General features: G+C 69.2%; 20 protein-coding genes and 1 pseudogene. 9 read left to right on the forward strand and 12 right to left on the reverse strand.

Annotated features, from left to right (window positions below; all coding sequences use genetic code 11):
• Positions 1-97: 97 nt before the first annotated feature.
• A pseudogene (locus tag OHU89_RS46320) lies at positions 98-592 on the reverse strand (CocE/NonD family hydrolase); the annotation flags it as partial.
• Positions 593-867: 275 nt separating this feature from the next.
• A complete protein-coding gene (locus OHU89_RS46325; RefSeq protein WP_405652038.1) occupies positions 868-1,680 on the reverse strand; it encodes an oxidoreductase in 813 nt (270 codons plus the stop codon).
• 88 nt (positions 1,681-1,768) lie between these two features.
• Between OHU89_RS46325 and OHU89_RS46330 the strand changes: the two genes are divergently transcribed.
• Complete coding sequence (locus tag OHU89_RS46330) at positions 1,769-2,302, forward strand: TetR/AcrR family transcriptional regulator (protein WP_405652040.1); 534 nt, start codon at positions 1,769-1,771, stop codon at positions 2,300-2,302.
• 86 nt (positions 2,303-2,388) lie between these two features.
• Here OHU89_RS46330 and OHU89_RS46335 read toward each other — a convergent pair whose 3' ends face one another.
• The 4 genes from OHU89_RS46335 to OHU89_RS46350 all read right to left on the reverse strand — a co-directional run bounded on the left by OHU89_RS46335 (position 2,389) and on the right by OHU89_RS46350 (position 6,581).
• Positions 2,389-2,958 carry a TetR/AcrR family transcriptional regulator gene (locus OHU89_RS46335; RefSeq protein WP_405652042.1) on the reverse strand — a complete coding sequence of 190 codons (570 nt, stop codon included), beginning with the start codon at positions 2,956-2,958 and terminating at the stop codon, positions 2,389-2,391.
• A gap of 234 nt (positions 2,959-3,192) precedes the next feature.
• Complete coding sequence (locus OHU89_RS46340) at positions 3,193-4,491, reverse strand: DUF3533 domain-containing protein (RefSeq protein ID WP_405652043.1); 1,299 nt, start codon at positions 4,489-4,491, stop codon at positions 3,193-3,195.
• On the reverse strand, positions 4,488-5,615 hold the full coding sequence (locus OHU89_RS46345) for a 4Fe-4S binding protein (protein WP_405652045.1): 1,128 nt from the start codon (positions 5,613-5,615) through the stop codon (positions 4,488-4,490). Before OHU89_RS46345 ends, OHU89_RS46340 begins: the two co-directional genes overlap by 4 nt.
• A gap of 312 nt (positions 5,616-5,927) precedes the next feature.
• Positions 5,928-6,581 carry a TetR/AcrR family transcriptional regulator gene (locus OHU89_RS46350; protein WP_405652047.1) on the reverse strand — a complete coding sequence of 218 codons (654 nt, stop codon included), beginning with the start codon at positions 6,579-6,581 and terminating at the stop codon, positions 5,928-5,930.
• A 138-nt stretch (positions 6,582-6,719) separates the two neighbouring features.
• Between OHU89_RS46350 and OHU89_RS46355 the strand changes: the two genes are divergently transcribed.
• Complete coding sequence (locus tag OHU89_RS46355) at positions 6,720-7,649, forward strand: haloalkane dehalogenase (protein WP_405652049.1); 930 nt, start codon at positions 6,720-6,722, stop codon at positions 7,647-7,649.
• Positions 7,650-7,679: 30 nt separating this feature from the next.
• Positions 7,680-9,854: an MMPL family transporter gene (locus tag OHU89_RS46360; RefSeq protein ID WP_405652051.1), complete on the forward strand. Its 2,175-nt coding sequence runs from the start codon at positions 7,680-7,682 to the stop codon at positions 9,852-9,854.
• A 143-nt stretch (positions 9,855-9,997) separates the two neighbouring features.
• Here OHU89_RS46360 and OHU89_RS46365 read toward each other — a convergent pair whose 3' ends face one another.
• Positions 9,998-10,717, reverse strand: coding sequence for a MerR family transcriptional regulator (locus OHU89_RS46365; protein WP_405652053.1), 720 nt, complete (start codon positions 10,715-10,717; stop codon positions 9,998-10,000).
• A gap of 260 nt (positions 10,718-10,977) precedes the next feature.
• On the opposite strand from OHU89_RS46365, the gene OHU89_RS46370 reads away from it, so the two are divergent.
• From OHU89_RS46370 to OHU89_RS46390, 5 genes are all read left to right on the forward strand, one after another.
• Positions 10,978-11,592, forward strand: a complete 615-nt coding sequence (locus OHU89_RS46370; protein WP_405652055.1) for a DUF6230 family protein — start codon at positions 10,978-10,980, stop codon at positions 11,590-11,592.
• 131 nt (positions 11,593-11,723) lie between these two features.
• Positions 11,724-12,206, forward strand: coding sequence for a DUF6114 domain-containing protein (locus OHU89_RS46375; RefSeq protein ID WP_405652057.1), 483 nt, complete (start codon positions 11,724-11,726; stop codon positions 12,204-12,206).
• A 770-nt stretch (positions 12,207-12,976) separates the two neighbouring features.
• Positions 12,977-13,420: a hypothetical protein gene (locus tag OHU89_RS46380; protein ID WP_405652059.1), complete on the forward strand. Its 444-nt coding sequence runs from the start codon at positions 12,977-12,979 to the stop codon at positions 13,418-13,420.
• A 309-nt stretch (positions 13,421-13,729) separates the two neighbouring features.
• On the forward strand, positions 13,730-14,542 hold the full coding sequence (locus OHU89_RS46385) for an oxidoreductase (RefSeq protein WP_405654949.1): 813 nt from the start codon (positions 13,730-13,732) through the stop codon (positions 14,540-14,542).
• Between the two features lie 49 nt (positions 14,543-14,591).
• Complete coding sequence (locus OHU89_RS46390; RefSeq protein ID WP_405652061.1) at positions 14,592-15,110, forward strand: nuclear transport factor 2 family protein; 519 nt, start codon at positions 14,592-14,594, stop codon at positions 15,108-15,110.
• Positions 15,111-15,313: 203 nt separating this feature from the next.
• Here the strand turns inward: OHU89_RS46390 and OHU89_RS46395 are convergent, their stop codons facing one another.
• The 5 genes from OHU89_RS46395 to OHU89_RS46415 all read right to left on the reverse strand — a co-directional run bounded on the left by OHU89_RS46395 (position 15,314) and on the right by OHU89_RS46415 (position 20,402).
• Positions 15,314-16,414, reverse strand: a complete 1,101-nt coding sequence (locus tag OHU89_RS46395) for a PDR/VanB family oxidoreductase (protein ID WP_405652063.1) — start codon at positions 16,412-16,414, stop codon at positions 15,314-15,316.
• 23 nt (positions 16,415-16,437) lie between these two features.
• The gene (locus OHU89_RS46400) at positions 16,438-17,349 is read right to left on the reverse strand and encodes a metal-dependent hydrolase (protein ID WP_405652065.1); all 912 of its coding nucleotides are present in this window, start codon (positions 17,347-17,349) and stop codon (positions 16,438-16,440) included.
• A 71-nt stretch (positions 17,350-17,420) separates the two neighbouring features.
• Complete coding sequence (locus OHU89_RS46405; protein WP_405652067.1) at positions 17,421-18,353, reverse strand: alpha/beta fold hydrolase; 933 nt, start codon at positions 18,351-18,353, stop codon at positions 17,421-17,423.
• Positions 18,350-19,486 carry a hypothetical protein gene (locus tag OHU89_RS46410; protein WP_405652069.1) on the reverse strand — a complete coding sequence of 379 codons (1,137 nt, stop codon included), beginning with the start codon at positions 19,484-19,486 and terminating at the stop codon, positions 18,350-18,352. The genes OHU89_RS46405 and OHU89_RS46410 overlap by 4 nt, the downstream gene beginning before the upstream one ends.
• A gap of 4 nt (positions 19,487-19,490) precedes the next feature.
• The gene (locus OHU89_RS46415; protein ID WP_405652072.1) at positions 19,491-20,402 is read right to left on the reverse strand and encodes an SDR family oxidoreductase; all 912 of its coding nucleotides are present in this window, start codon (positions 20,400-20,402) and stop codon (positions 19,491-19,493) included.
• A gap of 150 nt (positions 20,403-20,552) precedes the next feature.
• Here OHU89_RS46415 and OHU89_RS46420 point away from each other — a divergent pair, with 150 nt between their 5' ends.
• Entirely contained in the window at positions 20,553-21,194 is a 642-nt protein-coding gene (locus tag OHU89_RS46420; RefSeq protein WP_405652075.1) for a TetR/AcrR family transcriptional regulator, read from the forward strand.
• The last annotated feature ends 58 nt before the right edge of the window (positions 21,195-21,252 follow it).

The raw sequence follows: 21,252 nt of genomic DNA on the forward strand, positions 1-21,252 counted from the left end.
GATCGGTTTTCTCGCGCAAGTCGGTGGGCGGCGGAGGGCTACGGTGGCGTCGGGCGGAGCTCAGACTCGAGGAGTGGCGCGCCGTACGGCTCGGTTGCTGCCGGGCGGCTCGGGCCGTGGTCGCGCTCTCCTCGGGTTCGCCCGTGTTGCTGGAGGTGACCTGGACCCGTATCCGGTGACCCGCCTTGAAGACGATGCTGGTCGACCACAGGTCCACGACGTGCTCGGCCGCCTCGCCCGGTGTCGCCGCATGCACCCTCGCGATGCCGTCAGCCACATTGAGCGAGACGCCGTTCTGGTCGACGTCGCACAGGCGTGCCATCCAGTCGGTCGAGGGGCCGTCCGGGACAGCGAAGAGCACTGCCCGGACCCGGCCGGTCGCCTCGACGTCCTCGGTGAGTGGTTCGGTGGTGAAGACCAGTACGTCCTCACGCGCCTCCACGCCCGCCTGGTCGAGCGGCCCGGGACGGAACTCGTCGGTGTTCAGGAGTCCGCCGCCCATGAGGAGCGCGCCGCCGGTGGTCGGCACCGGGTCAGGCGTCCGTCGGCGCGCAGGTGGAAGTCGGTGTCCACGGCCAGCGACAGGGGCCATTCCGCGGCTCCCGCTCGCCCTCGGAGGCGAACCGCCCACGGGTGTACTGCAGGACCACCAGGAAACCGTGCCTGGCCGCGGCCAGAGAATCGAGTACGACGGCAGCCGGGCCAGAGGCACCGGCCACGGCCCCGTACCCCCGGGCCGGTAGACATCCGCGCGCAGCACCGTGCCGTCACGCGTCTCCGCCGGAACGTCGAACTCGATCTGTATCTCCGTCACGCGCCGCTCCGTTGCGTCGTTCGTCCGGCGGGGCGTGTGAGTGCGGGCAGGTGTCAGCCGACCAGATGGTTCATCTTGCGGATCTGCCGGTCGAAGGCCCAGGCGGGAGCGAAGCGGAGCAGGCGTGCGCGTCCGGCCGTGGGGCCGGCGGCGTAGCGCAGTTTCGGCTTCGCGTCGGTGGCTGCCGCGACGACCGCCCGGGCGACCACGCCGGGGTCGTCGCCGTCCCTGATCGCCTCTGCCATCACGCGGTCGACGGTCTGCCGCTGCTTCTCGTAGGCATGCAGGGGTGTGTCGGGCCGTGCGCTGTTGGTCTCGAATCCGGTGTTGGTATAGGCGGGTTCGACGAGAAGCGCCCGGATGCCGTGGTCGCGGACCTCGTGGTCCAGGGACTCGGTGTAGCCCTCGACCGCGTGCTTGGAGGCGGCGTAGACGGCCATGTAGGGCTGGGGCACGAATCCGACCACGGACGAGAGGTTGATGATGCGCCCGCGCCCCTGGCCGCGCATGTACGGCAGGACCTCGTTCACCATGCGCATGACCCCGAAGACATTGGTGTCGAAGACGCCCTGGGCCTGCTCGAGGGAGGTTTCCTCGGCCGCACCCAGTGAGCCGACGCCGGCGTTGTTGACCAGGACGTCGATCCGCCCGAACCGCTCGATCACTTCCTGGACCGCGGCGGTGACCGAGGCGTCGCTGGCCACGTCGAGGTCGAGGAACGTCACGCCGTCGAGCGGGGTGACGCGTGAGGTGTCGCGGCTTGTGCCCACCACGTTGAAACCCGCTGCGGCCAGCGCGAGCGCGGTTTCCTTCCCGATGCCGGAGGACGCGCCCGTCACGAGTGCCACGGGCTGGTTCGTCGTCATCATGAGTTCCTGACTGGTGCGAAACTGATCGGTTTCCTCTCACCGTAAACCGATCGGTTTCCGTGTGCAAGCCTGCCACAATGACGACATGGCCAGGATGAGTGCGCAGGAGAGGCGCGAGAGCGTCATCCGCGCGGCGATCGCCGAGTTCGCGCTCAAGGGCTACTACGGCACCTCGACCGAGGCGATCGCCCGACGCGTCGGTGTCGCGCAGCCGTACCTGTTCCGGCTCTTCCCGGACAAGAAGGCGATCTTCGTCGCCGCTTTGACGCGGACCATGGAAGACACCCGGCTGGCCTTCGAGCGTGCGGCAGGCGGGGCGGAGGGCAGCGAGCAGGCCCTGAGTGCCATGGCGCAGGAGTACGCGCGACTGATCTCGGCACGCCCCGAAGTGCTTCTGATGCAGATGCAGGGATACGCCGTCGTGGCGGCCGCCGAGGCGCAGGGCGATGATCAGTTGGGCGAGCTCGTCCGGGCCGGCTGGATGAGACTGTGGGACACCGTGCATCTGTCGCTGGGCGCCGATGTCCACGAGACCACGGGCTTCCTCGCCTGCGGCATGCTCGGCAACACCCTCACGGCCATCGGGCTTTCGGCCGACGGTCGGCAAGCGGGGGCGTGAAGACGCGGCCGTTGTGCCGGCTGCCAGGGCTGGACATCGGCCCGCTGAGCGATTCGGCCGCCGAGCCTGCTCGAGGACGGGGTGCGTCAGCGCATGTCTGCCGCATCGAGCAGGGTGGTCACGGTGGGTGCGATGAGCCCGGTCAGGTTGTCGGCCTGGATTCCCGCGCGAGCGCTGGCGCCGTCGAAGACGAGGATGAGCTGGCGGGCCAGCAGGTCGGGATCGCTCGCGCCGCCCTGTTCGGCCTCGGAGCGGAAGAAGGCCGTCAGGTTCGCTTTGATCTGGTGGGCCACCTGGCTCGCGGGGTGAGTCTGATCCTTGAGCTCGACCTGAATGGCCAGGTATCGGCAGCCCTGGAACTCGGGCTTACTCGCCTGCGACTCCATCCGGCCGAAGACGTGCAGGATCCGCTCGCGGGGTGAGCGGTCGTCGTCCGCCATCGGCAGGAGCTCGGCGACGAAGGCGGACGCACGCTCCTTGAGGCTCGCTGCCAGCAGTTCGTCCTTGCTCTCGAACAGCTGGTACATGGAGCGCTTCGACACCCCCGCCGCCTTGCACAGCGCCTCGACGCCGATGCCGACACCGTCTCGGTAGGTGAGCGTGGCCGCTGCTTCCAGCAGCCGTTCTCTCGGGCTTGGCTTCACTTCGGTGGTCATGCCACGAGGTTAACTCGAATCGAGGGCAAATGAGACCGATCGGTTTACCTGAGGGTGTCGGGTAGGCCGTCGGTCCCGTGCGGACACCTGCGGGCCAACGAGAGGCGGCTCGGCGACGGCCCTGGGGGAAGGGTCGTCGCCGAGCCTCGAGGATGCGCGTCCCGTGCCTACGGGGCGGCGACGCGCATCGGTCCCATTCCGAGTAGTGGCCGCTTCATCGGTGCGTCGCGTCGGCTACGCGGGGACGGTGGTCTTCTCGGGCTTCGTCCCGGCCGGGACGCGGTGCAGCCCCTTGCGGTCGTACCACCCCAGCACGCCGAAGCCGAACAGCGCGGCGATCACGAGACCGGCGGCCATCATCACCCAGCCCCGGGTCAGACCCGCGTCGCCCTGGGCGTCGTAATAGAGGATCGAGCGGATGCCACCGGTGATCTGCCGCAGCGGCTCGAACTCCGCGAGGAAGCGGTAGAAGCCGGGCAGCGCCTGGAGCGGAGTGGTGGCGCCGGCCGTCGGCACCGCCATCCCGATGAAGACCAGCGTGACCACCAGCATGCCTGGCGTACCGAAGACGGCCAGGAGGGTGAGCGCACCGATCCCGGAGACCGCGATGGCGCACACCGAGTACAGCCACAGCAGCGGCAGATGGGCGGCGTCCATGCCCATGAGGCCGACCGCGCCCACCATGACCAGGGTTCCCATCAGCAGGGACAGAACGGCCATGAGGGTGCTGCTGATGGCGAGGGTCTGCACCCGGGTCGCCCGGATCAGCGGGCGGTGCAGGCGCAGCGGGCCCATGTCGTTGTGGGTGTAGCCGAGGGCGTGGTCGACCTGGCCGCTGATGACATTGGCGGAGAGCATGCCGCAGACCACGAGGACGAGCGCGTAGTAGAACGCCGTCAGGCCCAGGCCGCTGTGCGAGTCGAGCGGATGGCCGTCCTTGACGGTGACGGCGGCCGGGTCGGCGAGGAGGAGGCGTGCCGCGGCGGGCAGTTTCGCCTGCCCGGTCCCGCTCTGGAGGGTCAGCTCCCTGCCCACTTGGAGCGAGGCGTTCTCGGCCGCCTGGGTCGTCGCCGCGCGGGCCAGGCTGGATCCCACGCTGCCGGCGGACTGGTTGGTCAGCACCGTCAGCGTCGGACGGGCCGGTGTCCCGGTGGCCGCGGCACCGGTCAGAGCGGTGGTGGAGGAGGTGAAGTCGGCCGGGACGACGAGCGCGCCGTACAGCTTGCCCTCGCCGAGTTCCTCCTTCATGCCCCTCTCGTCCATCAGCTTCCAGTCGATCTTGTCCCCGCTCGCGGTGGACTTCTTGATCGAATCGGTGATCTGCGCCCCGAGGTTGACCTGCTTGCCACCGACGACGGCTCCCTTGTCGGCGTTGACCAGGCCGACGGGCAACTTGGTCATGTGATCGACCGGGTCGATGTTCGCGCCGACGTAGAACACGGCGAACAGCAGGGCGAGTACGCCCGTGATGACACCGTTAGCGATCCACAGAGGCTTGGCGCGCAGGACGCGGAAGGGGTGAATGCCACTCATGACGTACGTGTCTCTCGGTCGGTGGACGCGGAAGGTTTCACCGGGGGCTGCCAGCCGCCGGTCACTTCCTTGACGGGCTTGTGGGGGAAGCGGCGCCGGGCGTACTCCTGCGCGTGGGAGCCCGGCAGTACGTAGAGGGTTTCCTGCTTGTCCTGGAGCGGTCGCAGCACGGTGTCCATGAAGTTCTTGCGGTCGTCCAGGTAGGGGCCCAACACGTCCTCACCGGCGGGGCAGACGGCGAGGCAGTAGCCGGACTTGTAGCCAGGGGGTGAGGACAGGCTCTGCCACATGGAGGCGCTCTCGGAATCGGTGACCCGGGAGCGGTAGTCGGCGGCGTCCTCGCTGTCGGCCACCGTCTGTGCCCAGTCGGTGAACCCGCTCATGAACTCTCGGTAGTTGTGCGTGGTGCAGGCCAGCGCGTCAAAGGCGCCGTCCTTGGCGATGGCGCCGACCGGACAGGCGGCGACGCACAACTTGCAGTCGATGCAGGGGTTGTAGTCCAGCGTCTGCCCGTACGCGCTCACCTCGGCGTCCACCAGGACGGTGGCCAGCAGGACGAAGCTGCCGAACTTCGGGTGGATGACGTTGCGGTGCAGACCCATCACGCCGAGCCCGGCGGCCACCGCGACCGTCTTGTGCGCCACCACCCAGATGCGCCCGGGGAAGCGGTCCATCTCCTGGGGGAAGCCGACCGATGGATTGAGTGCCCGGTAGCCGGCGTCCTGGAGTGCCTGGGTGACGTTGCGGGCGGCGTGGTTGGCCTTCTCGTCGGCCTGGTGGAACTCCTGGTTGGCCACGCTGCGGGCGGGGGAGCGGCAGTTGTCGCGGTTCATCCGGATCGCCAACGCGATCAGGGTGCGGGTGCCGGGCAGCGCGGACTGTACGTGCTCGCGCTCACCGGCCAGGTCGGGGTGGTCCAGGCTGACCGCGGCGGCGTCGTCCGCTCCGGCCGCCAGGCACAGCTCGCGCAGCCATTCCGCGTCGATCACCGCCGGCGGACTCACCGAGTCACCGGCCCTGCGCCGGGCGAGTACGGCCTGGACCGACGGGTGGGCGGCCAGCTTCGCCGAAAGCCTGGGAGCCGGGGCCGTCGGTTGCCCCTCGGCGTCGCGCGCGGCAGTCATCCGTACTCCTGGGGATTCGGGTCAGAGACTCGCCCTCACAGCGAGAAACCGATCAGTTTCACCACCGTAAACTGATCGGTTTCGGCACGCAAGTCCGAGCTGCGAGCCGTCCTGGCCTGCGTCTGGCGGGGGAGCCCTTGCCTTGAGGCGGTCCAACGTGGGCTAGCCGTAGGGGGGTTGCCGGCGCAGGGGTGATCGGAGGGGCCTGGCCCGCTGCGGTCCAGGGCAAGGGCGTGGTCGTCCCGTCCGTCTTCTTCACGCGGAGTCCCGGAAGTGATGCAACGCTGTCCTGGCCATCACCCGTTGAAAATGTCACTCGCGGGCACCCGCGGTGCGGGAGCCTGAACCCGCGGACTCGGCAACCGGCTCCTCGCTGTTCTGCCATCCCCTCACCAGCGCCCGCAGCGCCTGCTCGTAGCAGTCGGCGACCGCACGCTCCGGCGGCTCGTTCCCGGACAGCACCAGGGACACCAGGCCGTGGGCCGTTCCCCAGACCGACAGCGCGATGACCTCGGCGTCGGACGCGGGACCGAACTGCCCGGCGACCTGCCCGCGGCGCACGGCGTCCACGAGGGGCCGGTACGTCTCGACGACCTCGCGCGGTCTGTCCGCATCGGACGGGCACTGGATGCTGCGGTCGGAGAAGAGGATCGCGTAGAGGTGCGGGTTGGCGACGGCGTACTCGCGATAGGCCAGCCCGATCCGGATCGCGTCGCCGGCCGGGTCGTCCGTCGGGCGGACGCCGGCCAGCCGCTCGACGAAGAGCCGCACGGCCTCCTGGTACAGACTGCTGAGCAGCCCGGCCTTGCTGCCGAACAGCGAGTAGACCGCTGTGGTCGAGGTCTTCGCGTCGGCTGCGAGCTGTCGCAGGCTCAGAGCGGCCGTGCCGCGGTCGAAGACCGTGGCGGCCGCGCGGTGCAGGAGTTTGAGCCGGAGCGCTTCGTCATGTGTCTTGGGCTTGGCCATGGCGCCAGCGTATTACAACACCGTTACGAATGCTCCCGGGAGCGGGAAATTCGAGCGCCTGGATGAGGCGGATGCAAGGCGCGGTGGTGCGCAAACAGGTTTGCGATGAGCAATCAAAACACTGTTATGGTTCCTTGGGTGGACATCGAACACACACCTGACGAGCGCTTCACGGGCCTTGCCGGCTGGCCGTACCCGCCCCGGTACGTCACGGTCGGTGAGGGCCTGCGCATGCACTACGTCGACGAAGGGCCGCCCGACGGCCCGGTCGTGGTCCTCGCTCACGGCGAGCCGACCTGGGGCTACCTGTACCGAAAGATGATTCCCGGCCTGGTGGCGGCCGGCCGCCGCGTCCTCGTTCCCGATCTGATCGGGTTCGGCCGCTCCGACAAGCCGGTCGACCGGGACGCGTACACCTACGAGTCCCACGTGGCCTGGACCGGTGTCTGGCTGGACCAGCTCGGCCTCGCGGACATCACCCTGTTCGGTCAGGACTGGGGCGGGTTCGTCTTCCTCGTGCACGTCGGGCTCACCCCCGACCGGTTCGCGGCCGTGGTCGCCGCCAACACCGGCCTGGCCGCACCGGCCGTCATGGCCTCGTTCACGCCGGAACAGTTCGCGCCCGCCGCCGGCGCCTTCCTGCACTGGCTGGAGCAGTCCGAGTCACCGGACCTGACCGCCTCGTGGGCCATCGGCAGCCCGGACAGCGCCCTCAACCAGACCGCCCACGTCCTCAGCCAGGAGGAGAAGGCCGCTTACGACGCTCCGTTCCCGTCCGCTCGGCATTTCTCCGGAGCACGGCAGTTCCCGCACCTCGTACCGCTCGACGCCACCGACCCGCCCGCCTCGATGCTGAGCCGCGCCTGGGCGGGGATGACCGCCTTCGACAAGCCGTTCCTCACCGCCTTCGCCGCGCACGAGGACATCACGCGCGCCTTCGAGCAGGTCTTCCAGGAGCACATCCCGGGCGCGAAGGGGCGGGCCCATCTGACGGTCCCGGACGCCGGTCATTTCCTCCAGGAGCAGCAGCCCGACCTGCTGGTCGAGGCCGTCCTCAGCCTCGGCTGACAACAACTTCCCACTTATCCAGGAGAATCCATGTTCGAAAGATTCGGGCACCTGCTCCACCGCAGGCGAAAGCCCCTGCTGATACTGACCGTGCTGTTCGCCGTCCTGTCCGGGGCCTACGGTGCCGGAGTCTTCGGCTCCCTGACGCCGCTCGGCTTCCAGGACCCCGGCTCGGACAGCGTGCGCGCGGCCCGCATCGCCGAGAAGGCGTTCCCGCAGCGGACACCCGACGCGGTGATCGTCTACCGCGACAAGGACCGCACCGTCGACGACCCGTCCTTCCAGCAGGCGGTCGTCCGGCAGTTGGAGTCCCTGCCGACGTCGGAGGTGACCGGCTACCTGGACTTCTGGACCACCAAGATGCCGGCGCAGGTCAGTCACGACCGGCACGCCACCTACGTCGCCCTGAACCTCCACGGCAGCAGCGAGAAGGCCAAGGAAGACGCGTACGAGGCGGTCAAGGACAAGATCCCGGCGCCCGCCCTGCAGACCCTGCAGGGCGGAACGGTGCCCACCGGCCACCAGGCGAGCGAGAAGATCGAACATGACCTGAGAACCGCGGAAATCATCTCGGCCCCCGTGCTCTTCCTGCTCCTGCTGGTCGTGTTCGGCGGTCTGACCGCGGCCTTCCTCCCGCTGATCGTCGGCGTGCTCTCCATCCTCGGGTCGATGGCCGTCCTGCGGACCATCGCCAACATCACCGACGTGTCCGTGTTCTCCATGAGCCTGGTCACGATCCTGGGTCTCGCGGTCGCCATCGACTACGGCCTGCTGATCGTGAGCCGCTACCGCGAGGAACTGGCGGCCGGCTACACCGGCGAAGAGGCGATCGGGCGCACCCTCGCCACGGCCGGGCGCACCGTGATGGTCTCCGGCACCACGGTCGCGGCGGCGCTGGCCGGCCTGACCCTCTTCCCGTCGACCTTCCTGAAGTCGATGTCGTACGGCGGTGTGGCAGCGGTCCTGCTCGCGGTGCTCTTCTCACTGGTCGCGCTGCCCGCGCTGCTCGCCGTCATGGGACCGAAGGTCAACGCCTTCCCGCTGCGCCGCAAGAAGGCCGTGCGTCCGACGGCGGCGGGTGAGGGTGCCTGGTACCGGTTCGGGCACGGCCTGATGCGGCGGCGGTGTTTCGTGGTGGTGGGCGCGGTGGGCCTGCTGCTGACGCTCGCCCTGCCGTTCTCCAAGATCGAGTTCGGTTCCATAAACGCGCAGCAGCTGCCGAGCACTTCCGAGGGCCGCCAGGTCTTCAACGCCATGGAGCACGACTTCGACGGCGACGCGGTGAAGTCCATCGACTCGCTGCTCGTCCTGAAGTCCGACGGGACCTCGAAGGAGCAGGGCGCGGCGCTGAAGGCGTACGCCGAGCGGCTCGGCGCCACCGAGGGCGCCACGAGCGCCCGGATCAGCGGTATGGAGGGCACCACGGCCCGGGTGTCGGTCACCTACGACGGCAATCCCATCTCGACCCACGCGCGCGACCTGGTGAACCGGCTCAAGGACGTCCCCGAACCGCCGGGCGCCCGGGCGTACTTCGGCGGTGAGTCGGCGGTGTACGACGACACCCTGGACGCACTGGGCGAGACCCTGCCGTGGATGCTGCTCTACATCGCGGTCATGACGTACATCCTGCTGTTCCTCGCGTTCGGCTCGGTACTGCTGCCGCTGAAGGCGATCGCGATGAACATGCTGTCGCTGTCCGCGACCTTCGGCGTCCTGGTCTGGATCTTCCAGGACGGCCATCTGAACGGCCTGCTCGGCTTCGATCCGACGGGCAACATCGAGCCCAACATGCCGATCATGCTGTTCGCGCTGATCTTCGGACTCTCCATGGACTACGAGGTGTTCCTGGTGTCCCGGATGCGGGAGCAGTACGACAAGTCGGGTGACAGCACGGAAGCCGTGGCGACCGGGCTGCAGTCCATCGGTCGCCTGGTCGTGAGCGCCGCGGTGCTGATGTGCGTGCCGCTCGCGGCGATCGGGATGAGCGATGTGCTGACCATCAAGCTCTTCGGCGTCGGCATGGTGTTCGCGGTCCTGGCGGACGTGCTGGTGGTGCGGGTCCTGCTGGGAACGGCCGTCATGAGACTGCTGGGCAGGGCGGCCTGGTGGGCTCCGGGCCCGCTGGCCCGCTTCTACGACCGGTTCGGCATCAAGGAGGGCGACATGCCGGCGGAAGCCGACAAGCCGGTGCCCGTCGGGGTTTGAACCCGGTCGGAGCCTGAAATCCGGTCGGTTCTGAATCCGGCAAGGGGCCGAAGTGCCTTCCCCCCCGAGGCACTTCGGCCCCCATTGCGTCTTCATGGCGCGAGCGGGAGTACCTGCCGTGTTCTGGCCATCCCGCCGAGGGTTCACTCCGCCGGCTGCTCACCCCGCCCGCACGCAAGGCGATGATGTCGACGGTGGTTCGCGTCCTCCTGGGCCAGCCGCCGCAGCAGCCTGACGACCGGCTCGAACAGCACGGTGAGGACCACCGCTCGCTCGGCCAGGGCGATGCGGTCCTCGATCCCGTCGAACTGCGCGAAGTCCAGGTCCGCGGTGGAGGTGGCGAGCCGTGCGTAGGGGATGAGGTCGTCGGCGGTGTAGTCGGTGCCGAGACGGCTCAGCGCTGCGAGACTTTCGGCGAGTGCCGGGCGGTGAGGCGACGTGTCGGAGATCTGCCAGCCCATGTTCTCGATGAGGGCCTCGACCCTCGCGGCGGCTCCGCCCGGTGCCGCCTCGTCGGCGGCGCTCTCCGGTCCGGCGTCGTCCTCGTCGTCCGCGCCGCTCTTCCCGTTCGTATCCTCCGTCTCCGCGGAGGGAACGGGCAGCGCGTGGTGGACGACGCCCAGGGTCTCGAACGCGTCCAGCGGGCGGTCGACGGCTTCGAGCACTTCACGGGTCCGGGCGACGGAGAGCCCGCCGAGCTGGATGAGGGAACGGATCAGGCGGAGCCGCTGGAGGTGCTCCTCGTCGTATTCGACCGTGGTCGGGTTCAGCGCGCGGCCCTCGGGGAGCAGCCCTTCCCGTCGGTAGTACTTGATGGTCGCCGCCGGTACCCCGGACCGTCGGCTGAGCTCTGAAATCCTCATGCGCTCCCTCACGCTCAACTGTCCCACCAGTATCGCGTTACCGGGGGTTGCCCCACCCAGCTCGATAGTGCCACTATCAGGCACTCGGTAGCGACACTATCGAGTGCCTCTTCGGCGTGTCTGCCTGCGTGGACAAACATGCTCCCGCGGAAGTCGCCTGCATCGACGCGGCCGCATCCGGCCGCAGTTCCTCCCCCGTCCCGGGCCAGTCAGTTCTGGGTCCGGTCGTCTCGTACGCCTCGACAACGGAGAACCACACCATGTCCCAGCGAATCGGCAAGACCCACTGGAAGCGCTTCGCCGTCGGTGCGGTGCCGACGGTGGCCGCCACGGCAGCGGTCGCCGTCTCCATGGCCCAGGGCGCGCTGGCCGCTTCGTTCAGCATCTCCGGTTCCGACTTCCAGGTCTCGGCCGGCAAGTTGAGCGGCACCGGATTCGGCAACTACGCCACAGTCGACGTCGCCAAGAACGGCAAGCGCGTGCCCGTCTCCGTCTCGTCCATCAAGGATGCGACGGTCACCGACATGTGCCAGTCCGTGCCGGTGGACATTCCCGTGCTGGGGACCTACACGATGACGCTCAAGGCCGGCGGATCGGGTACGCCGGTCAAGGCCAAGAACCTGTACATCGACATGACCGACCTCCAGGCCAAGAAGGGCACCTTCACCAACGTCGACATCGGCGTCGCCACCGGCTCCATGACCAAGGGTCAGGTCAACCCGAAGGACAAGGTCGATCCCAACGGCTACGCCCAGCAGGCCGACAAGGTCGAGATCATCGACGCCCACCAGAAGGTCTGGGCCACGACCGCGGGAACGTTCGAACTGTCAGGCCTGCACATGAACATCGCGGCCGGCCGGCACGACTGCTTCTGACCTCGGCCGGCCCCGTCGCCCCCAGCGCATGGAAAAGCGCGTGGAAGCGCTGTCGTTGCGACGGTCCGGGGGCGCCGGCGACCTCATCCCCTCACGGACCCATGACTCGCTCAAGACTTGGGAGCTGCCACATGGCGAGTGCCGGCGCACCCGCTCACCCCTACCGCGTCAGCGGCTTCACCCGCGCCCGCCGGGACTTCCGGGCCTGGCGGCGCACCCGCCCCTTCTGGGCGGGTCTGCTGGTGCTCCTTGCCGCCGCGCCCATCATCTACTTCCCCTATTTCAACCTTTCCCTGGGCGCCTTGTCCGTGGCGATGTCCACCACCGCCGGGGCCGGATCCCTGGTCATCGGCCTGACGCTGATCGTCCTTGGCGGCCTCCTCTGGTTCCAGCCGATCATCAGGTTCTTCGCCGGCTGCGTCGCGGTGTTCCTCGGCGTGCTGTCGCTTCCCATCTCCAATTTCGGCGGATTCTTCGTCGGTACGCTGCTCGCGGCGACGGGAGGACTCCTGGCTCTGGCATGGGGCCCGGTGGAGGGGCACCCGGAGGGCATAGCCGACGGCGCCGAGGGGCCGTCAGCCGCCGTCGGCCGGGCGGGAGGAGAGGGGGAGTGAGCGACCAGTCACCCGACACCCGCGACGAGGCCGCAGTACCCCGCCTCGTTCGACCGCCGAGAGGCCGACACGCCAGCCCCCGTACGTCCGCGCTGACACGCCTGCGTCTGCCGGTCGGGAGGGCTCTCGCGCTGACCGCGCTGCCGACCGCCCTCATCCTGGGCAGTCAACGTCTGCCCGAGTCCGTCGACACGAGCGCCACCGCGGCGCTCTCCGTTGCCGAAGAGGGGCCGGGCGGACCGGGAAACCACGGTGTCGACTGTGCCCGTCCCGACGGCACATCACCTTCTGCGACGAGCGCTCCCGCAACCCCCACCCCGTCCGCTGATCCCCGCACGTCCAGCCCTCACCCGAGCGGAGAGCACGTCAAGCCGCCGCAGCCCACGGACGACGGGGGAGCGGGCCCGCCCCCAGCACCGCCCGCCACTCCCACCCCTTCCCCCAGTGCAACCTCTCCCACAACAGGCCTTGCGGACATCCTCGGTTCCCTCCTGGGTGACGACGCCGAGCAGGAAAGCCCGTCACCTGACGCGAGCCCCTCACCCCACGCGAGCCCCTCACCGAGCTCGGGCACTTCGAGGCCAGAGGCCACAGCACCGTCCGAGCCCCGACTGCCCACGACGCCCGCATCACCTGCCCCCAGCCACCGGACCGCCCATCCGTCGCCCCGACCGGAGTCCGCCCGAGAAGCCGCCCGCACCTGCGACATCAGTGACCTCAAAGCCCCCGAGGACCATCAGGCCGGCCGATTCTCCGCCGAGGCATGGAACATGCAGGGGAGCCGCCTCGAACTGCAAGACCTCGTCTTCCAGGGCGTGGTGACCGTGAACACGGCCGCCGGACCGAAGCGGGTACTCAAGTTCTCCGCGGCGGCTGTCAACATCCGCGACCTGAAGATGGCGGTGTCCGCCGGCCCGCAGATCCAGCACATCGACGGAGCACCCGGCTCCACGTCCACCCTCGAGGGCGACGACATCACCATGTACGTCGAAAGCCTGACAGGCACCGTCTCCGGCGTCGAAAACCTTCCCACGCCACCCATCCTCCGTGTGCACCTCACCCCGGACACCGTCCCGGAGTGGCTCTACGACACGATCGGCGAACTCGGTCTCAAGCTTCAACTCAGCCTGGACGACGCCGACATCGACCAGGCCGGACAGACAGGCGGACAACTCGTCATCCCGGGGATCCACGGGTACGGAACGCCTCGCTGAAGCGGCCTCAAGCGGCACGGCGGGTCGTGGTCATGGATGACGACACCGGACCGCAGGTCTGTGTCCCGTGCGCCATGCCCGCTCGCGCCCCCTTCGCCTCTCCATCGTCTCGGCAGAGGTGCAGAAGTCGCCGAAGCAGCCCTTGGGTGCGAACTCGGCGATCGCAGCACGGGTCAGCCCGACCTGAAGGCAGCCCGTGAGGCGTGCCCGGGATCAGTTCCTTGCTTGAGCTTGTACGTGGAAACCGATCGGTTTACAGTGGGGCGGAGGTGAAACCGATCGGTTTCCTCTGGAGTCCGGGAGTTCATGATGACGACAAATCGGCCGGTGGCACTGGTGACGGGCGCGTCCTCCGGTATCGGCAAGGAAACCGCGCTAGCGCTGGTCGCGGCGGGTTTCGAGGTGGCCGGCACGGGCCGGGACACCTCACGCGTCACCCCGCTCCAGGGTGTGACGTTCTTCGACCTCGACGTGGTCAGTGACAAGTCGGTCACCACCGTGGTCCAGCAGGTGATCGACCGGTTCGGGCGGATCGACGTCCTGGTCAACAACGCCGGCATCGGCTCGATCGGCGCGGCCGAGGAAACCTCCCTCGCGCAGGCCCAGGGCGTCTTCGACATCAACGTCTTCGGGGTCATGCGCATGGTGAAGGAGGTGCTGCCGCACATGCGCGCCCAGGGGCGCGGACGCATCATCAACCTCTCGTCCGTGCAGGGGTTCATCCCCGCTCCCTACATGGCCGTCTACGGCGCGTCCAAGCACGCGATCGAGGGCTACTCCCAGTCCCTGGACCACGAGGTGCGGCAGTACGGCGTCCGGTCGCTCCTGGTCGAACCCGCCTACACCAGGACCGGATTCGAGGCCAACAGTGCCAAGCCCGACACCCCCCTGCAGACCTACGCCGACCAGCGGCACGTCTTCGACCGCCTGATGACGGAGGCGATCAAGGGCGGTGACGACCCCGCCGTGGTCGCCCGGGCGGTCGTCGCGGCAGCGACCGACGCGAAGCCGAAACTGCGCTACGCCGCCGGTCCCATGGCCGGACGCGCACGCATGCTCCGCTTCGTTCCCGCCTGGGTCCTGGACAAGCAGATCCGCACGATGAACAAGCTGGCCGGCTGACATCCGCCACCCCCGCGCTCCATCGCGTCGTTGATACCGGGAGAGAGCCATGTCCGAGACCCTGCACTCCGCCGCCGCTACCGTCGCGAGCTGGCGCGCCGCCTCAGAACGCGGTGACGTCGACGCCGCGGTCGCGTGCCTGAGCCGGGACGTCGTCCTCAGCTCGCCGCTCACCGAGCAGTTCCGCTTCGAGGGACCTGACCAGCTGCGCTCCTTCCTGAACTCGGCGTTCACGGCGGTAGAGGACATCCGCTTCCACACCCAGACCGGCGAGGGCGACGCCTACGCGCTGTTCTACCGAGCGCGGGTGGGGTCCCAGCCGTTCGAGGAGGCGCAACTGCTGCGGCTCGACGACGACGCACGCATCAAGGAGATCACGCTCTTCGGTCGTCCCATGCCGGCCCTCACCGCCCTGATGATCAGCGCGGGGTCGGAGCTCGCCCGCGGGCAGGGCCGCCGGGGCGTCGCGGCGCTCATGCGCGCCAGCGCCACACCTGTGCACGCGATGGTCACCTTCGGGGACCGCCGCCTGGTCCCACTGACCCGGCCGGCAGCCCGGCGGCCCTGAGGGAACCAGATCCACTGAGCGTTTCGCCCCGTTCCCCCTTCCTGGAGTTGGCGGTAGCCGCAGGCGATGTCCTCGGCGGACAGCTTCGCGTCGCGGGAACGCAGAGGGTACTTGCGAAGCCGTCGCTCTATGGGTCGGGTATCAACCCTGCCGCTGAGGTACCTCGCGGCGACGGCCGCGCTCCGCGGGCGCTCGGCCATCGCTCACACCTCCAGCACCAACCGCTCTCCTTCCGGTGCACGCGAGACGCAGGGCAGCATGGCGCCGGCCGCGCGTTCGGTGGCGGTGAGCCGGCGGTCACGGTGATCGACCTGGCCCTGGGCCACCCGTATCCGGCAGGTGCCGCAGAACCCCTGGCGGCAGGAGAACGGCAGGTCCGGCAGGGCCTCGTGGAGAACATCCAGGGCGGAGCGGTCGTAGGGCACGGGCAGAACCCGTCCGGTGCCGCCCAGTTGAAGTTCGAAGGGACGGCCGTCCGTGATCGGGGCCGGGGCGAAGCGCTCGAAGTGCAGGGCTGACGCGCGGCTGCCACCGAATGCGCGCCGGACGCCGTCGATCATGGGCGCGGGCCCGCAGCAGTACACCGCACCCGCCGCCGGGCTCACGCTCAACAGCTCGGCTGCGTCAGGCGCGCCGGACTCGTCGTCAGGACGGATGGAGACCCGGCCAGGGGCTGCGGCCGCGAGTTCGGCCAGCTCTGCCGCGAAGGGCATCGAGGCGCGGCTGCGGCCGGTGTGCACGAGCCGCCAGTCCAGTCCGCGCCGGGCGGCTTCCCGAGCCATCGGCAGGATCGGGGTGATTCCGATGCCGCCCGCGATGAGCAGGATGGACGTCTCGGCGGCGAAGGGGAAGGCGTTCCGGGGCCCGGTGATGGTGACCCGCATACCGTCTGCGAGGGCGTCGTGCACCTCGGCCGATCCGCCTGCGCCGTTGGCGATGCGACGCACCGCGATGCGGTACCCGTACCGGTCGGCAGGGTCGCCGCACAGGGAGTACTGCCGCTTGCGGCCGGAGGGCAGGCGCAGTTCGATGTGGGCGCCGGGCTGCCAGGGCGGGAGTATTGCCCCGTCGGGTGCTGCCAGCCGCAGGGAGACGACATCCTCGGCCTCCTGGTGCTTGGCGGCGACCACCAGTTCCCGGATCACGGGCATCTCGGTGGCCGGCGGGCGCCGGGGAGGAGTGCTGCGCCGCGCGAGGCGCGTGACCGCGTTGTCGCTGAAAGCCGCCAGCTTCTGCATGAAGGAGTCGCTGCGCGGCCTGCCGTACAGGTCCGGCGGCCAAGTGACGGGTGTGCTGATGTCCATGGGATGCCTTGCTGGTTGCTGGGTCACTGGGCAGCCGCTCGGGCAGCGGGGGACGCCGCCAGGTAGGCGACCGCCTGCTGGGTCGAGCCCTCCTGGGTCGGGTGGTAGCCGGGGCGGAAGTAGCGCAGTACCGAGCGGGCGAATGCGCCCGGCGGGGGCAACAGGTTCTTGCGGGCCGCGGTCAGGTAATCGCGGAAGCGGACCTTGACGCGGTCGTCGAGTTCGGGGTCGGCGCTCATCAGGAAGCGGACTCCGCGGATCCACAGCCGGGTCAGCACCGGGGCGGTGACGAGCATGCCGACCACTCGGCGCCGATACCGGGGATCGAGGTGCACCAGCAGGTCGAACGCGACGGATCGGTGTTCGACCTCTTCCGCACCGTGCCAGCGGAACAGATCGAGCATCGCGGGGTCCGCGCCGGCCTGGTCCAGGTGCCCGTTGCTGAGAATCCAGTGACCCATGTACGCGGTGAAGTGCTCGAAGGCGGCGATGAGGGCGAGCCGTTGGAGGAGGTGCGCGTGGGCGGCGGCCGGCGTCAGCTCCGGCCGGTCCCCGAGCACCCTGCGGAAGATCCATTCGGACTGCTGGGTGTACGGAGCCGGGTCCAGCCCCTTGGCGAGCAGGTGCTCCAGGACCTCCTGGTGCGCCTCGGCGTGCATCGCTTCCTGGCCGATGAAGCCGCGTACGTCCTCGCGCAGCCGGTCATCGGTGATCAGTGGCAGTGCCTGCTCGAAGGTGCGCACGAACCAGCGTTCGAGCTCGGGAAGCATGAGGTGGAGCACATCGAAGGTGTGGGTCGCGAAGGGCTCACCCGGCAGCCAGTGCAGCGGGGTGGCGCCCCAGTCGAAGGTGACGTCCCGGGGTTGCAGCACCAGGTCGTGGTGGTCGATGGGCTCGGACGGACGGTGCGGGCGGGCATGTGCGGCTCGGAACATGAGAAGTTCCTCCCTCGGCGATCGGTGTGTGCGAAGGGGCGGTCAGGCAGTCGTCCAGTACTGCTGGGCTGTCAGATCGGGTGCGGGGTGTGGTCCGGATCGCGGCGGGAGCCGTCTTCGACGCGGTGGGCGAATTCCGCGATCCGGGACGCGATCTCCTCGGGGTGGCTGAGCTGTACCCAGTGCCCGGCGTCGATCGGGCGCCGTTGTATCTGGCCCGTCCAGTGCTCCACTCCGTACGACAGCACCGGGGTGACGCAGAAGTCGCGGGTGGGGATGATGAGTTGAACCGGGACGGTGGTCCGCCGGTCCCGGGGACGCAGCAGGCGGGGCAGCATGTTGGCGCGGTACAGCGCGGTGCCGGACACGGCGTCGCGGGCCAGCGTCGGCGCGGGGTAGGGAGTGTCCCCGGGTACGCCTTGGGATCCGGTGAGGAAGGCGCGCCAGCGGTGTCCCAGTGCTCTCCAGGTCAGGGCGGGCAGGAGCGGAAGATGGAAGTAGGTGATGTACCAGGACCGTGCGGCCTGCCGCAGCATCTTCGGCAGATCCGGATGCCGCGGCCGGAGGCGGGCCCGGATCAGGTGGCCGACGTGGTCCAGGCAGGGTCCGGAGATGGAGGTGAACGAGGCGATCCGCCCGGCCAGGCGGGTGCCGGTGACCGACTCCCAGGAGTGGATCGATCCCCAGTCGTGTCCGACCAGGTGCACTGGGCGGTCGGGGCTCACGGCGTCGAGAACCGCCTCCAGGTCGGCTTCCAGGCGGGACAGCCGGTAGGCGCGCAGACCCCTGGGCCGGTGGGAGGCACCGGCTCCGCGCACGTCGAAGGCGGTGACGTGGAAGCGGTCGGCCAGGCACTCCGCCACGGGGCGCCACACGGCGCTGGTGTCCGGATAGCCGTGGACCAGCACCACCGCAGGAGCCGTGGACGCTCCCCACTGGTAGGCGGCCAACTCCCCGCCGTCGACGCTGTCTACGGCGATTCGGCGGGCGGCCGGGCCAGTCATCGGCCACCTCCGGCAGGGGTCAACTCGCCGTAGTTCAGACCGCCGTGGAGGAAGCTGGGCCGCACCGGCCACTGCCGTTTGAAGGGCGCCAACTCCGAGGAGGGCAGGATCTGCAGCCAGCGCGGATCGCGTCGGCTGGGGTCGGCGAGAGTCTTCTCCTTGACCATGGAGTCGTACTGGTCGAGGGAGTCCTCCAGGGTGTTGGCGTTGGGCACCACCTCATGGCCGTAGAACGCGGCGTGGCGGCGCACCCCGGGGATGCGGGAGAGCTCGGGCTGCCAGTTGTCGGCCGAGATGCCGTTCTCGGAGGAGACCCACACCCCGTCGGGGGTGTTCAGCACCAGGGAGTGGTTGCCGTCCGTATGGCCGGGGGTCCACAACAGGCTGACGCCGACACCGAGTTCGACATCGCCGTCGAATGCGGTGACGCGCTCGTCCGGTACCCCGTCCATGCCTCCGTCGACGTACCAGGCCCACTGCATCGGGTGCGTCGATGCGAAGGTGCCCAGTTCCCTGCGGTGCACCAACAGCCGGGCGCGCGGGAACAGCGCTTCGCGGGGCGTCCGTTCGCCGGGAATCGTGCTGGTGCTTCCCATGATCATGCGCACGTCCTGGACGTGCAGATGGTCGAAGCTGACGAAGTCCACGTCCTCAGGTCGCAGACCGCAGGAGGGCAGGACGGTGTTCGGGTCCTGGTAGTAGCGGGCGAAGACGTGCTCGGTGAGAAAGTCCCCCGCCAGCCGCTTGAGCTGGGCGTAGAACGGTGCTTGAGCCGTTCCGGCGGCGACGGTCGGCTCCCACACCAGTGTTTTGGGCTCACCGTCGAAGCCGTCGAACTGCACGACGAGCATCCGGTTGACGATGCTCACGAACGGGTTGACGGCGAGCGCGGCGCCATGGAAGCCGAACCGGGTCGGGTACGGGGCGGCGGCGATGTCGAAACTGCGCACGGCGTGGATGCGGCCCTGCTGGACGAACCGCTCACGGTAGGTGGCGGCGGCGCTGCGCACGGCGCGCAGCCGGTCACCGCGGGGCCATATGTCGTGGACACCTTCGAATTCGGGGATGGGACGCAGAGCGGCGGTGTCCTGGGCCTTCTTCGCGCTGGGCGCCGGCTTGGGCGTGGTGGTCACGGGCTCAACCTTCGGGATGGCGGGCGGTCCGGGTGCGCTGCTCGTAGGCCGCGCGGACCGACCGGTCGGACAGGGCGGCGAGCTGGTCGGGGACAAGGCGGTGATGCAGGGCGTCGCGGGCACGGCCCGGCAGCAGCGCGGCCAGTCGGGTCAGGGCGGCCACCTGGCGGGGAACGAAGACCTCGAACCGCGGGCGCAGTACGACGTCGAGCACCGCGTCGGCCACCTGATCCGTCGTCAGGCGCCGGGTGGGGCCGGTCGCGGTGCCCACGGCCAGCTCGGTGTCCACAACGCCGGGCATCACCAGGGACACGTGCACGCCGGTGCCGCGCAGTTCGGCGCGGACGGCTGTGCTGTAGCCGTGGAGGGCGTGCTTCGTGGCCGCGTAGGTCGCCTCGCCGGGCGGGGCGACCTTGCTGGCGGCGGAGGCGATGTTCACCACGTGGCCGTGACCGCGTTTCCGCATCTCCGGGATCACGAGTTTCATCCCGCGCAGTACGCCGTGGACGTTGACGTCGAACTGGCGCAGGGCGGCTTCCTCCGGTTCCTCCGCGAAGGGGCCCACCCACATGATTCCGGCGTTGTTGACCAGTACGTCGATCGGCCCGAGCTGGGTCTCGACGGTGTGCAGGAAGTCGTCGAAGGAAGGCGTGTCGGTGACGTCGAGAGACAGTCCGAGCAGTCGGCCACCGGGATGCGCGCCGATGGCACCAGCCGTCTCGACGGCGAGCTCCGCGTCGAGATCGCCGATCGCCACGGCGGCTCCGGCTGCGGCGAGCCGGGCCGCGACGGCACGTCCGATGCCGCGGCCCGCCCCGGTGACCGCGATCACTCGGCCGGTCAGCGGTCGTGTGCGGGGGAGCCTGTCGCGGTCTCTTCGGCTGAACCTGTACGGGTTCCTGGGCGGTGCTGCCACGGTCGAGCCCCTTTCTTGCCCTGGGCATGAGCGGAACGCTGAGCGGAAGGCGGCCTATGCCATTCTGACACGACGCCATGTCAGATGAACTGACAAGCTAGAGTGTCAGTTCAGAGCACACCGGTGTCAACACCTCTGCGAAGGGGAGAAATGACCGGCACACAGACCGCCGGGCGGCGCTACGGCGGACGCGATGCGGCGCAACGACAGCAGGAGCGCCGCACCCGCCTCATCCAGGCGGGCCTCGACCTGTTCGGCACGGCCGGATACGCCTCGGTCTCCGTCAAGCAGGTGTGCTCGCACGCCGGACTGACCGAGCGCTACTTCTACGAGTCGTTCCGCGACCGCGAAGACCTACTCGCCGGGGTCTACAACGAGCTGATCGCTACGATCAGAGCCGACACCGCGCAGGCCGCAGCCGCTGCCGCACCCGATGTCGACGCCCAACTGCGCGCCGGCCTCGAGGTGTTCATCCGCACACTGACCGGTGACGCCCGCATGGCCCGCCTGGTGCTCATCGAGGTCGTGGGCGCCAGCCCCCGCCTCGAAGTGCGCCGCCGTGAGGTCCTGCACGAATTCGCCGCACTCATCGCCGCCGTCGTCGCACCGCCACCTGCCCCGGAAACCTCCTGCAGCCGGCTCTCCATGACCACGATGAGCCTGGTCGGCGGAGTCAACGAACTCCTCGTGGACTGGACACTCGGCCACCAGAACGCCACCGTCGAAGAACTGATCGACCTGTGCTACACCCTGTTCATCGCGGCCTACCGAGCCATCAGCGATCAGCCCTGATCACGTCTCGGTCGCCGGCCTGTCGGGGCGGCCACCTCCAGCGAACACACGACCCACG

Source organism: Streptomyces sp. NBC_00019 (assembly GCF_045041015.1).
GTDB lineage: Bacteria > Actinomycetota > Actinomycetes > Streptomycetales > Streptomycetaceae > Streptomyces.

Coding starts and splice junctions, on each gene's coding strand:
- OHU89_RS46325 (WP_405652038.1), bottom strand. CDS start 1,680: ATGACGACGAACCAGCCCGTGGCACTCGTGACGGGCGCGTCCTCCGGC.
- OHU89_RS46330 (WP_405652040.1), top strand. CDS start 1,769: ATGGCCAGGATGAGTGCGCAGGAGAGGCGCGAGAGCGTCATCCGCGCG.
- OHU89_RS46335 (WP_405652042.1), bottom strand. CDS start 2,958: ATGACCACCGAAGTGAAGCCAAGCCCGAGAGAACGGCTGCTGGAAGCA.
- OHU89_RS46340 (WP_405652043.1), bottom strand. CDS start 4,491: ATGAGTGGCATTCACCCCTTCCGCGTCCTGCGCGCCAAGCCTCTGTGG.
- OHU89_RS46345 (WP_405652045.1), bottom strand. CDS start 5,615: ATGACTGCCGCGCGCGACGCCGAGGGGCAACCGACGGCCCCGGCTCCC.
- OHU89_RS46350 (WP_405652047.1), bottom strand. CDS start 6,581: ATGGCCAAGCCCAAGACACATGACGAAGCGCTCCGGCTCAAACTCCTG.
- OHU89_RS46360 (WP_405652051.1), top strand. CDS start 7,680: ATGTTCGAAAGATTCGGGCACCTGCTCCACCGCAGGCGAAAGCCCCTG.
- OHU89_RS46365 (WP_405652053.1), bottom strand. CDS start 10,717: ATGAGGATTTCAGAGCTCAGCCGACGGTCCGGGGTACCGGCGGCGACC.
- OHU89_RS46370 (WP_405652055.1), top strand. CDS start 10,978: ATGTCCCAGCGAATCGGCAAGACCCACTGGAAGCGCTTCGCCGTCGGT.
- OHU89_RS46375 (WP_405652057.1), top strand. CDS start 11,724: ATGGCGAGTGCCGGCGCACCCGCTCACCCCTACCGCGTCAGCGGCTTC.
- OHU89_RS46380 (WP_405652059.1), top strand. CDS start 12,977: ATGCAGGGGAGCCGCCTCGAACTGCAAGACCTCGTCTTCCAGGGCGTG.
- OHU89_RS46385 (WP_405654949.1), top strand. CDS start 13,730: ATGACGACAAATCGGCCGGTGGCACTGGTGACGGGCGCGTCCTCCGGT.
- OHU89_RS46390 (WP_405652061.1), top strand. CDS start 14,592: ATGTCCGAGACCCTGCACTCCGCCGCCGCTACCGTCGCGAGCTGGCGC.
- OHU89_RS46395 (WP_405652063.1), bottom strand. CDS start 16,414: ATGGACATCAGCACACCCGTCACTTGGCCGCCGGACCTGTACGGCAGG.
- OHU89_RS46400 (WP_405652065.1), bottom strand. CDS start 17,349: ATGTTCCGAGCCGCACATGCCCGCCCGCACCGTCCGTCCGAGCCCATC.
- OHU89_RS46405 (WP_405652067.1), bottom strand. CDS start 18,353: ATGACTGGCCCGGCCGCCCGCCGAATCGCCGTAGACAGCGTCGACGGC.
- OHU89_RS46420 (WP_405652075.1), top strand. CDS start 20,553: ATGACCGGCACACAGACCGCCGGGCGGCGCTACGGCGGACGCGATGCG.